At 62.6% G+C, this 11,012-nt stretch carries 10 protein-coding genes and 1 tRNA gene; 4 read left to right on the forward strand and 7 right to left on the reverse strand.

Annotation, left to right across the window (positions count from 1 at the left end):
- Positions 1-53: 53 nt before the first annotated feature.
- Positions 54-446 carry a DNA-directed RNA polymerase subunit omega gene (gene rpoZ, locus BM374_RS09075; RefSeq protein ID WP_008133017.1) on the reverse strand — a complete coding sequence of 131 codons (393 nt, stop codon included), beginning with the start codon at positions 444-446 and terminating at the stop codon, positions 54-56.
- A gap of 329 nt (positions 447-775) precedes the next feature.
- Between rpoZ and BM374_RS09080 the strand changes: the two genes are divergently transcribed.
- Positions 776-1,420 (forward strand): LabA-like NYN domain-containing protein, encoded by a 645-nt coding sequence (locus tag BM374_RS09080; RefSeq protein WP_011087827.1) that lies wholly within the window; start codon positions 776-778, stop codon positions 1,418-1,420.
- A complete protein-coding gene (locus tag BM374_RS09085; protein WP_092291107.1) occupies positions 1,401-2,075 on the forward strand; it encodes a uracil-DNA glycosylase in 675 nt (224 codons plus the stop codon). The genes BM374_RS09080 and BM374_RS09085 overlap by 20 nt, the downstream gene beginning before the upstream one ends.
- Here BM374_RS09085 and BM374_RS09090 read toward each other — a convergent pair.
- The 4 genes from BM374_RS09090 to dapA are packed head-to-tail and all read right to left on the reverse strand — an operon-like array spanning position 2,072 to position 4,549.
- Positions 2,072-2,653 carry a peroxiredoxin gene (locus BM374_RS09090; RefSeq protein WP_092291109.1) on the reverse strand — a complete coding sequence of 194 codons (582 nt, stop codon included), beginning with the start codon at positions 2,651-2,653 and terminating at the stop codon, positions 2,072-2,074. The genes BM374_RS09085 and BM374_RS09090 overlap by 4 nt on opposite strands.
- A 4-nt stretch (positions 2,654-2,657) precedes the next feature.
- Positions 2,658-3,131 carry an SsrA-binding protein SmpB gene (gene smpB, locus BM374_RS09095; protein ID WP_024341117.1) on the reverse strand — a complete coding sequence of 158 codons (474 nt, stop codon included), beginning with the start codon at positions 3,129-3,131 and terminating at the stop codon, positions 2,658-2,660.
- Positions 3,132-3,191: 60 nt separating this feature from the next.
- The gene (gene mscL, locus BM374_RS09100; protein WP_092291110.1) at positions 3,192-3,632 is read right to left on the reverse strand and encodes a large conductance mechanosensitive channel protein MscL; all 441 of its coding nucleotides are present in this window, start codon (positions 3,630-3,632) and stop codon (positions 3,192-3,194) included.
- A 26-nt stretch (positions 3,633-3,658) separates the two neighbouring features.
- Positions 3,659-4,549, reverse strand: a complete 891-nt coding sequence (gene dapA / locus BM374_RS09105) for a 4-hydroxy-tetrahydrodipicolinate synthase (protein WP_092291111.1) — start codon at positions 4,547-4,549, stop codon at positions 3,659-3,661.
- A 296-nt stretch (positions 4,550-4,845) separates the two neighbouring features.
- Here dapA and BM374_RS09110 point away from each other — a divergent pair, with 296 nt between their 5' ends.
- Positions 4,846-7,230, forward strand: coding sequence for a transglycosylase SLT domain-containing protein (locus BM374_RS09110; RefSeq protein ID WP_177248229.1), 2,385 nt, complete (start codon positions 4,846-4,848; stop codon positions 7,228-7,230).
- Positions 7,231-7,842: 612 nt separating this feature from the next.
- Here BM374_RS09110 and BM374_RS09115 read toward each other — a convergent pair.
- Positions 7,843-9,450 carry a porin gene (locus tag BM374_RS09115; protein WP_092291113.1) on the reverse strand — a complete coding sequence of 536 codons (1,608 nt, stop codon included), beginning with the start codon at positions 9,448-9,450 and terminating at the stop codon, positions 7,843-7,845.
- 814 nt (positions 9,451-10,264) lie between these two features.
- On the opposite strand from BM374_RS09115, the gene BM374_RS09120 reads away from it, so the two are divergent.
- A tRNA-Ser gene (locus tag BM374_RS09120) sits at positions 10,265-10,357 on the forward strand.
- 300 nt (positions 10,358-10,657) lie between these two features.
- On the opposite strand, the gene BM374_RS09125 is transcribed toward BM374_RS09120, so the two are convergent.
- Positions 10,658-10,924 (reverse strand): hypothetical protein, encoded by a 267-nt coding sequence (locus BM374_RS09125; RefSeq protein WP_092291114.1) that lies wholly within the window; start codon positions 10,922-10,924, stop codon positions 10,658-10,660.
- Positions 10,925-11,012 lie beyond the last annotated feature (88 nt).

Here is an 11,012-nt window from a genome sequence, read left to right on the forward strand (position 1 = left end):
GGGTTCGGGCCTTTGATAAGATCACAAGAAGTCGACGATCGCGAGCAAGACGATTACTCGTCCTCCTCGGGCTGCTCTTCCGGCGGCGCGAGCCCTTCGAGGCCCTTCAGGAGCTCCTCTTCGGTCATGCGCTCCACAGCCACTTCAGTATCGTCCGCATCGACGCTGGCTCCGGCGGAACCGATCAGCGGCACGGTGTCGGGTTCGGGCTCGTCCACCTCGACGAACTTCTGGAGGGAGTGCACCAGCTCCTCGCGGAGATCTTCCGGCGAGATGGTCGTGTCGGCAATTTCGCGCAGAGATACAACAGGGTTCTTGTCGTTATCGCGGTCAACCGTTAGTTGTGAACCGGACGAAATCATGCGGGCGCGGTGGGCAGCCAGCAGGACCAGGTCAAACCGGTTGTCGACCTTGTCGATACAATCTTCTACGGTGACGCGAGCCATGGACTGTCGCTCCGCTTTGGGTGGGACGAAATATGTGGATGATCGGGGTTAGTTATAGGGGACGGGACGATTTCGCAAGGCCAATTTGTGATTTGGCCTCGCCAAATGGCTCTGCTACCCCCACATTGGGGCTGGGATGGGTGGTTTTCCGGGCTGCCATTGTGGGCAGCGCCGGATGTAGACAGAACCGCCATAACTATACCTTGTTTGCCCCGACTTCTCCGGATTTGCGGTTTCGACGGGCTTCGGCGGCAATTTAGAACTGCGCGGCTGACTGTGGCCGTGCCAACAATAAACGATCAATCACGACCACTACGCGAGCAAACTGAATGTCACCTTCTCCTACCAACAAGATCGCGCTCTTTATCGACGGCGCCAATCTTTACGCGACGGCGAAAACTCTTGGCTTCGATATCGATTACAAGCGCCTTCTGAAGGAGTTTCAGAGCCGCGGGACGCTGCTGCGGGCGTTCTACTACACGGCGATCATCGAGGATCAGGAATATTCCTCGATACGTCCCCTGATCGACTGGCTCGACTACAACGGCTACACCGTCGTCACCAAGGCGACCAAGGAATTCATCGACGCCTCCGGCCGGCGCAAGGTCAAGGGCAACATGGACATCGAGCTCGCCGTGGACGCCATGGAGCTTGCCGAGCATATCGACCAGATGGTGCTGTTCTCGGGTGACGGCGACTTCCGCTCGCTGGTCGAAGCGGTGCAGCGCCGCGGCGTGCGGGTCACCGTGGTCTCCACCATTGCCAGCCAGCCGCCGATGATCGCCGACGAGCTGCGCCGCCAGGCCGACGTCTTCACCGATCTCGTCGAGCTGCAGTCCAAGCTTGGCCGCGACCCTTCCGAGCGCCCGGCCCCGCGTGATCGCGGCGAACGCGAGGCGCGCCACCATGCCCCGCAGTTCCTCCAGCGCGCGACCACGATGGCGCCGAGGGGCGATGACGATTTCGAGGAGTGAGGCGGCCCGGCCAAGCCGCCAGGCCTCCGCCCTCGTCCCCGACCGTGACTGTCCGCTCTGTCCGCGCCTGGTCGCCTTTCGCGAGGCGAACCGCGCGCGCGAGCCGTCCTGGCACAACGCTCCGGTTGCACCTTTTGGGGACATCACGGCCCGCCTTCTGATCGTCGGGCTCGCGCCGGGGATGCAGGGCGCCAACCGCACGGGGCGGCCGTTCACCGGCGACTATGCCGGCGACCTGCTCTACGCCACGCTACTGGAATATGGTTTTGCCAAGGGCAGCTATCAGGCGCGGCCGGATGACGGTTTGAAGCTGGTCGACTGCCGGATCGCCAATGCCGTGCATTGCGTTCCGCCGCAGAACAAGCCGCTCCCGATCGAGATCAACACCTGCCGCCAGTTTCTCGTCGCGAACCTCGAGACGATGCCGAAGCTGCGCGCCATCATCGCGCTCGGGCGGATTGCGCACGATAGCGTGCTCAAGCCGCTGAAGCTGAAGGCCTCGCAAGCGCCGTTCGGCCACGGCGCGGTGCACCAGGCCGGCGCCTTCAGGCTGTACGACAGCTATCACTGCTCGCGCTACAACACGAACACCGGCGTGCTGACGCCCGACATGTTCCGCAGCGTGTTCGCGAAAGTGAAGGCCGACCTGGATTAGGCTTTCGCGGGATTGGCCTTCAGCCAATCCAGGACGTCGCCGGCGTTGCGATCGGGCGGGAACACCGGATAGAACACATGCGTGATCTTGGCATCGTCGATCACAAGCGCGAGGCGCTTGATCAGCGTGAGGCCCGCGACTTCCATGGTGGGCAGATTGAGCGCGCGCGTGAGCGCCAGCTTCTCATCCGAGAGCACCGGGAATGGCAGATGTAGCCGCGAGGCCATCTCGGTCTGGTATTCGTTGCTCTGGGTCGAGAGGCCGAACACCTGCGCCGCGCCGGCGGCTTTCAACTCCGCGAACAGATCGCGGAAGGCGCACGTCTGCGGCGTGCAGCCGCGCGCGCCCGGAATCATGTCCCAATCGTCGACCAGCGAGATCTTGCCGGGCTCGCCGGTGCGCGGATAGGCAAATACCACCGTGCGGCCCCGAAGCGCCGACAGATCAACCGAAGTGTCATCGGTCGCGAGCAGGCTGATCGCGGGCAGCACCAGGCCTTTCAGATGCGCCGCGCCACCATCGTCGGCAGGTGCCGGGATCTGGCTCCAGTCGACCTCGAGCAAGTTCCGCTGGTTCATCGCACTATCCCCTCGCCCGCATCAAGCGGCCCTTCTCCCGGCTCCAGTCGCGCTTCTTCTCGCTCTCGCGCTTGTCGTGCAGCTTCTTGCCCTTTGCAACCGCGAGCTGCAATTTGGCCCGACCGCGCTCGTTGAAATAGAGCTTGAGCGGAATCAGCGTCATGCCTTCGCGATCGACCGCGCCCATCAGCTTGTTGATCTGGCGGCGGTGCAGCAGCAACTTTCGCGGTCTCTTGGGCTCGTGGTTGAAGCGATTGCCCTGGAGGTATTCGGGAATGGTGGCGTTGATCAGCCAGATCTCGCCGTTCTTGGAGTCGGCATAGGATTCCGCGATCGTGCTCTTGCCGTTACGGATCGACTTCACTTCGGTTCCGGTCAGCGCAATCCCCGCCTCGATCGTATCCTCGATGGCGTAGTTGAAGCGGGCCTTGCGATTTTCCGCCATGACCTTGATGGGTCGTTCGTTCTTGTCGGCCATGGTAGCAAAAACCTAATCGAGATGCGCGCGTACGCTAACAAATTGGATGAAGCGCGCGCGTCACTTCTTCAGGAGATCGCGGATCTCGGTCAGCAGCACGACCTCGGCCGACGGCTTCGGCGGCTCCGCGGGCTTGACCTCTTCCTTGCGCTTGAACCGGTTCATGGTGCGAACGACCATGAAAAGCACGAAGGCGATGATGAGGAAGTTGATCGTCAGCGTCAGGAAGTTGCCGTAAGCGAGCACCGCACCTTGCTTTTTCGCATCCGCCAGGTTGGTGGCGGTCACTGCCTTCGACAAGGGCACGAAGTAGTTCGAAAAGTCGAGGCCGCCGGTCGCGGCGCCGATGATCGGCATGATGATGTCACTGACCAGCGACGTGACGATGGCGCCAAAGGCCGCGCCGATGATGACGGCGACCGCGAGGTCGACGACATTGCCCTTCATCGCGAACTCGCGGAACTCCCTGAGCATCCGCGTGCCTCTTTCCTCGACGCTCATCGACGGCTCCCAGATTGGCTAGTCCATCAGTTGATGAGGCCAGCGTGCACCATGGCGCTGCGCACGGCCACCCGCGTCGGCTCGGAGACCGGCACCATCGGCAGGCGCAGCGTCTCGTCGAATTTGCCGAGCAGCGACATCGCGTACTTGATGGGCGCCGGATTGCTCTCGATGAACAGGTTGTTATGCAGCGGCATCAGCTTGTCGTGGATCGCAAGCGCGGCCTTGGTGTCGCCCTTCTGCCAGGCGGCGTGGAATTCGGCGCACAGGCGCGGTGCGACATTCGAGGTCACCGAGATGCAGCCATGGCCGCCATGCGCCATGTAGCCGATGATGGTGGCGTCTTCGCCCGAGAGCTGGTTGAAATCCTCGCCCATCGCCGCGCGCTGTTGCGACACACGCACCATGCTGGCGGTGGCGTCCTTGACGCCGGCGATGTTCTTCAACTCCCACAGGCGCTTCATGGTGTCGACCGACATGTCGATCACCGAGCGCGGGGGGATGTTGTAAATGATGATCGGTATGCCGATCGCATCGTTGACCGCCTTGAAGTGCTGGTACATGCCTTCCTGGGTCGGCTTGTTGTAGTAGGGCGTCACCACCAGCACGGCGTTAGCGCCCGCCGTCTCGGCGTGCTGGGCCAGTTCGATCGCTTCCTTGGTCGAATTGGAGCCGGCGCCGGCGATCACGGGCACACGGCCCTTGGCCTCCTCGATGCACCATTCGACCACCTTCTTGTGCTCGTCATGGCTGAGCGTCGGGCTCTCGCCGGTGGTGCCGACCGGGACCAGGCCGTTGGTGCCCTCCGAGATTTGCCAGTTGACCAGCGACCGGAACGCCGCCTCGTCCAGCGAGCCGTTCTTGAACGGCGTGACCAAGGCGGTGAACGATCCCCGGAATTTCGTCTTGGCTGCCATGGACTTCCCTCCGTACGCGGCTATCTCTCGAGCAAGCCACCTTCATATCGGGTCTATCCGGCCCGTAAAAGACCCGCTTCCGTGTGACGCACCGTTTAAGCCGCGATTTTGCCGCGGTGATGGTGCAAACCCGGCGAAGGTAAGCGGTTGTTGGTATTTTGTCCGCATATTCAATCAAATACAGCCAGATCTTGTACAGATAGGTCTTGAGCCAATTGACTGATTCGGGGCGACGAACCGCCGTGACCTCCTTTCCCCGTGCCGCATGGCGATCCACCGGTCTGGCCCTGTGCCTGATGGCCGGGCTGTCGATCGGCTGCGTCGCCTTGGCCAAGTCCAGCGAAACGGCCGAGGACGCAGCAAAGGACCCCACCAAGCAAGCGAACAAGGGAACCGCGAAGCCGGCTGCCAAGCCGGCCGCGAAGGATACGACAAAAGGATCGCACGAGGAGACCACCAAGGGTCCGGCCAAGGAAACCACCAAAGGCACGAGCAAGGGACCCGCCCCGGTTACAGCCAAGGATGCGGCGAAGAAGCCTGCCGGCAAGGATGCCTCGAAGGACAAGCCAAAGCCCGCGGCTGCGGCCGCTCCTCCAAAGTCCCGGCCGGCCGCCAATGGTCCGTCCTCCCACCCCGCGCCAGCGGTGACGGCCACCGTGAGACCTTCCGCGCCGGCCCCTGCGAGGCCCGTCGCAACGCCCGTGCTGGCGCCTGCGACCCGCCAGCACGCCGCGCCGCGCAAGCCCGTCACACCGGCCGCGATCGCTGCGACGTCCTCGACGTCGCAAGCCGACAAGGACACGCTCGAAAACGTCATCGAGCTCGTACGCAAGCACAAGCCGGCCGATGCCACCAGCTACGCGGATTCGATTTCCGATCCGGTCGCGCGAAAACTCGCGGAATGGATCATCCTGCGCAGCGAGGATAACGGCGCGAGCGTCGAGCGCTACCGCGCCTTCCTCTCCGCCAATCCGAGCTGGCCGTCGCAGACTTTCCTGCGCCGGCGGCTTGAAGCCGCGATGTGGGATGACAGGCGCGACGATTCCGTCGCCTGGTCGTGGTTCGAGAACGAATCCCCGGTTTCGGCCAAGGGCCGCTTCGCGCTCGCCAAGGCAATGCTGGCGCGTGGCGACCGCGCCAATGCCGAACGGCTGGTGCGTGAAGCATGGCGCAGCGATCCGATGTCGGAGGAGACCGAGAACAACGCGCTCGATCAGTTCGGTGCGCTGCTCACCCCGGGCGACCAGAAGGCGCGGATGGACACGCTGCTCTATGGCAGCGAGCACGAGGCGGCGCTACGCGCGGCAAAGCGGCTCGGCGCGGGCTATGTCGCGCTCGCCAAGGCCCGTATTGCCTCCTTCAGGAAGGCGCCCAACACGCGCGCGCTGCTCGAAGAAGTGCCGCGCGAGCTGCACGGCGATCCCGGCTTCATCTTCAGCAAGATCCAGCTTCTGCGCCGCGAAGAGAAGTTTCCCGAGGCGGCTCAGCTCATGCTGGCGGCGCCGAAGGATCCGAACCGGCTCTACAATCTCGACGAATGGTGGATCGAGCGGCGGCTCCTTGCGCGCAAGATGATCGACACCGAGGATTTCCGCAGCGCCTATCTGATCGCGCGCGACGCCGCGCTGCCCTCGCGCGACATCTACAAGACCGAGCAGGAGTTCACGGCGGGCTGGATCGCGCTACGCTTCCTGAACGATCCCGCGGCGGCCGCCCAGCATTTTGCTCGCATCGGCGTCGGCAGTGTCAATCCGACCACGCTGGCACGCGCGGGTTACTGGCAGGGCCGCGCGGCCGAGGCTGCCGGTCGCCAGCAGGAGGCGCGCAATGCCTATGCTCGCGCCGCCGAGCAGTCGACCAGCTATTACGGCCAGCTCGCACGCGCCAAGCTCGGCCTGCCGCAGATCGATCTGAACAACCAGCCCCGCAGCCGCGGCGCCGAGCGGCTCGAGATCGTGCGCGCCGCGCATTTGCTCTACGAGCTCGACGAGCGCGAACTGGCGGTCCCGATGCTCGCCGACATGGGCGAGAACGGCGATCCCGAGGCCCTGGCCGGCCTCGGCGAGCTGACCCAGCGCTACAGCGACGCGCGCGGCATGCTGCTGGTCGGCAAGGCCGCGCTCAATCGCGGCCTGCCGTTCGATTTCTACGCCTATCCCGTCAACGGCATCCCGCAATTCAGCCAGATCGGCCCCGAGGTCGAACGCAGCATTGTCTATGCCATCGCGCGCCAGGAAAGCGCGTTCAATCCGGCTGTGGTCTCTCCCGCGCAGGCCTATGGCCTGATGCAGGTGACGCCGGATGCCGCGCGCTACGTCTGCAAGCGGCACGGTGCCACCTATGACCTGTCGCGGCTGAAGAACGATTCGTCCTACAACGCCACGCTCGGCGCAGCCGAGCTCGGCGGTCTGCTCGAGGATTATCGCGGTTCCTACATCATGACGTTTGCCGCCTACAATGCCGGCCGCGGCAGCGTGAAGAAGTGGATCGACCGCTACGGCGATCCACGCGATCCAAAAGTCGACGCGGTCGACTGGGTGGAGCTGATCCCGTTCTCCGAGACGCGCAACTACGTGCAGCGGATCATGGAGAACCTTCAGGTCTACCGCGCCCGCTTCGGCGGCGGCACGCGGCTACAGATCGAGGCCGATCTGCGCCGCGGCGCCGGCAGCGTGGAGTAGAGCAGCTCTCTGCCGAATGGAACACGTTCAGGTCATTTTGTAACAGAAACCGGCGCTGCCCCCTCATGACGGGGATTCGCTGAGATTCACTCTGCAGGGCCGCGCCACTGCCGGCACCAACGTCGTCATGATCTGGGATCCCTCAGCATCCTTCGATGCCGGGGATGTGAGCAATCGTGTAGGGGTGGCACACTGGTGCGGCACGGGCCGAAGCACACGTAAGCATCTCGATTCAACAGGAGCAATTGCGATGCGAGCGATTTTGGCCTTGGGCATCCTCGTCGCCCTGGCTGCCTCCGCCAGTGCCGGTACGGCAAGTCATAAGCGACATCTAGCGCCTTCCACCAAAGCTTTCGTCCCCCACCTGACGCCGCGTGCGGCTGCAGGATTTGGGTACGCCCCCGCGGCCCCCTACTCGGCACCGGTCGGGTACAGCGATCCCTACCAAAGCCAACACTGGGGCGGGTGAACTAGAACTAGCGCACCCAAAAATCAGCGACGACGTTTCGGTCAAATACGGACAGAACCAGAATCCGACCGCACCCGCTGCAAGCAAAGGAAAACCCCCGGCAGTTTCCCGCCGGGGGTTCAGAGATGGTCGATGCGTCGATATTAGAAGACGCGGTTGGCACGGAGCATCAGGGTCAGCGAGTTCTGATCCTTCAGCTCGTACACAGCGGCCGGCTTTGCATTGGTATTGAAGCCGTTCGCGCCCGGAGTGCCCGGCACAGTGATCGTGCCCGAGTACTTCTGGTCCAGCCGCGACCAGCTGAGGTCCGCCGTGAACGAGAGGTTCTTGACCGGGGTCCAGACCGTGTTGACACCGACGACGCCGAAGTTGAAGTCGGGGTTACACGTCGCAGTGGCGCCGAACCCAGCCGCGGTAAAGTTGGCGCAGATCAGCGCCTTGGCGTTGCTGGAGTAGCTCAACCCAGCATAACCACCGTAGATGGCGCTGGCCCAGTAGGGGTTCCAGTTGTGGGTGTAGCCACCGCGAACGCCCCAGGTCTTCGTGGTCTCGATGCTTCCGTTGGTGCCGAAGACACCGTCAGAGATACCAGCGAAACCAACGCTCTGGTACGCACCAGCCACACCAGTGCCGCTGAAAATATAGAAGGTCTGCGGGAACAGAACCTGGAAGTTTTCGCGTGAGTCGCCATCCGTGTAGACGGCGTTCAAGTTGAGCGAGTCACCCGCACCAGTCGGGATGTTCTTGATGGACAACGAGCCCATCACAGCCCAGCCCCACTTGTCCGCCGGATGGTTCGAGGGCTCCGACGAGCCGTAGTAACCAGCGTGGAGGTCATGTGCAGCGACCGAGATCTGGCCCAGACCCCAGGCCTGGTCAACACGCAGGGCACCGACGATGTCGGGAATGCGCGTTCCACCCCAATCGTTCACGCCGTACTGACCCTGGATGAGGGCAGCGCCGGCGGCAGCCGCAGACGTGGTAACGAAGGTAGTACCGGCCGCGCCGAGCGCACTGGTCGAGCCAAGCACAGCACCAGAAGCCGAGAAGCCGTTGACGTTCCAGAGGTTGCCCTGGCCGTTCGACTGAGTGGTGGGTTCTTCCAAAGCGATCGAACCGGTGATGCCCTGGCCGAAGTCAGCGGTGTAAGCCAGCTGATTGATACCGGTCACGTGGTTGGAACCGCCCGGAATGGTATCGGGACCACCCGAGTTGTAGGACTGCCACGGAGCGTCGAAGATCGAGACCGTGCGACCCATGGTGAAGCCGGCGAACTGGATGAACGCATGGTAGAGGCCGAGCGTAGCACCGCCAGCACCGAACGACGTGCCACCAGTGGGCGCCGAGGTGTTTTGCGCGCCGGTGATCGTGTCATAGCTGAAGATCATGTCAGCGTAGGTGCGAACAACGCCGTACTCGGTTGCCGTGCGGGTATCGACGTTCAGGTCCATACGAGCGCGGGTGTAGTAATAGTTGGTCAGGCGGTTGTTCGAACCACCGTTAACCGCAGCCCCGTTACCGTTGAAATTGTAGTCGCCAGCGCCACCGAAAATGGCGTCAGCGCGGACGTAACCACCCAGCTTGATGCAGGTGTCCGTGCCAGGCATGTAGTAGAAACCCGCACCGTACAGGGAGCAGATCTTCACGTATTCGACCGCCTTGGCCTTCACGGGCAGATCGGCTGCCTGCGCTCCGCCCACGGCGATGAGACCCGCCGCTGAGCCGAGCAAAAGGCTCTTAACCAACTTCATGTTAAACCTCCAAGTTGCTCTTCAGGGAAGGTCACTGACCCGAATGGCCAATTCCCCAACCCCCTCTAAATCACCGCTTTGGCCACCTTCGCGTCTTCGGACACACCCGCATGAACGCGAGGGACTTAAGCGAAAGACCTAAACGGGACGACCTTGGGATGCCCCCCTCCGTCGCCTGATCACAATTACCGAACGTCCTTGCACACACAACAAGAGAACGCTCCAAAACGGGCCTACGAAGCGTGTTTCCCGAAGAGTGTTGCACAAATAACACGCAGATGTGATCAGACGACGCTCGTAACACATTGTTTTTATTAGCATTTTCTGGACGACTCCATCTGCGGTCAAAGTTCCCCCCTCCGACGCGCGGGGCGGCTTTGCCACACAGCCCGCGGTCCCAGGCGCTCGAATCGTGGAATCAGCACGGAGACTCAGCGGGAGTATGTAACCGTCCGTAACGCGTGGTGATCTCTGGCTGGACACAGATGAATCGTTGACCGCGCAGACACTCTATATCCCTGCTGGCGGAGCGCCTCTGATCGCGCCGCGAACGATGATCGTACCCGCGAAGCAAGGAACAGCTGGAAACAGCTAATGAATTCAGTTACTTGACGCAGAAGGAATGATTCTGTCTGCGTCCCCCGCCCGTCACTTGCGCCAGGCGACGTCGGGGTTTCCGCGTGCTATTGCTCCGCGCGAGAGCGAACCGTGCTTGTCCACGCCTTGAGCTGTGGAATTCGTTGGGAATATTTGAGCGAAAACACACGCTTCCAAATTGACCGGCCCAAGCAATTGGATGCATAAGGCTCGCACCGGAGAGGTGGCCGAGTGGCTGAAGGCAACGCTTTGCTAAAGCGTCATACGGTCTCAAGCTGTATCGAGGGTTCGAATCCCTCTCTCTCCGCCACCCCGCTCAAAATCAAGGTCTGCGCATTCGTTCCCGCGGAAGGCGCTCGTGGCACGGCTGAGAAAGCCTGACGCAAGGATCTGCGCGGCTGAATTCAGCTTGATTCGCGCTCTTCTATATATGCGTGCGCGCACCTGGACGCGGGAGCGCGGGATCCCTCAGTCGAGGGCGATATCAGAACGGCCTCGTCCGCCCGTCCGAGTTCCAAACCGCCTCGTCCGGCGCGATCCGAATCGGCAGCCGTTGGCTCGGCCCTGAGACGTTGTTGTCGGGATCACGCGGGCTCGGTACTTTCGCAGCTCAATGCGCGGACACCCACGCCCTCGCATCACGCTGCGCGACCGAGATCTCGGCATCCGACATCTGAGCGGCCACTTCCTGGCGCAGCGCGATGGCATCCTTGCGGCCCTTCAGCGCTGCGAGGTTGAACCATTTGTGCGCGGCGACGAGGTCGACCAGCCCCGAGCGGCCGCTCGCCCAGTAGATTCCGCGCTCGAACAGAACGTCCGACAGCGCGTTCGAATCGATTGGCGTTGCCGCATCGAGATCGAAAGTACCCTGAAACATCACGCATCCCCTTTTTCTTATGCCGCCCCGTTCCCCGAGCGCGGCTCCCGTCCAACCTTGATTTGCGCGATCCTTCTGGATCATGCGC

This window comes from Bradyrhizobium sp. Ghvi (assembly GCF_900115265.1).
Lineage (GTDB): Bacteria > Pseudomonadota > Alphaproteobacteria > Rhizobiales > Xanthobacteraceae > Bradyrhizobium.

Bases quoted from the DNA above. Each gene is read 5' to 3' on its own strand.
- BM374_RS09090 (WP_092291109.1), bottom strand. From the start codon at position 2,653: ATGAACCAGCGGAACTTGCTCGAGGTCGACTGGAGCCAGATCCCGGCA.
- BM374_RS09110 (WP_177248229.1), top strand. From the start codon at position 4,846: ATGGCCGGGCTGTCGATCGGCTGCGTCGCCTTGGCCAAGTCCAGCGAA.
- BM374_RS09125 (WP_092291114.1), bottom strand. From the start codon at position 10,924: ATGTTTCAGGGTACTTTCGATCTCGATGCGGCAACGCCAATCGATTCG.
- rpoZ (WP_008133017.1), bottom strand. From the start codon at position 446: ATGGCTCGCGTCACCGTAGAAGATTGTATCGACAAGGTCGACAACCGG.
- mscL (WP_092291110.1), bottom strand. From the start codon at position 3,632: ATGAGCGTCGAGGAAAGAGGCACGCGGATGCTCAGGGAGTTCCGCGAG.
- BM374_RS09085 (WP_092291107.1), top strand. From the start codon at position 1,401: ATGACGATTTCGAGGAGTGAGGCGGCCCGGCCAAGCCGCCAGGCCTCC.
- BM374_RS09115 (WP_092291113.1), bottom strand. From the start codon at position 9,450: ATGAAGTTGGTTAAGAGCCTTTTGCTCGGCTCAGCGGCGGGTCTCATC.
- smpB (WP_024341117.1), bottom strand. From the start codon at position 3,131: ATGGCCGACAAGAACGAACGACCCATCAAGGTCATGGCGGAAAATCGC.
- dapA (WP_092291111.1), bottom strand. From the start codon at position 4,549: ATGGCAGCCAAGACGAAATTCCGGGGATCGTTCACCGCCTTGGTCACG.
- BM374_RS09080 (WP_011087827.1), top strand. From the start codon at position 776: ATGTCACCTTCTCCTACCAACAAGATCGCGCTCTTTATCGACGGCGCC.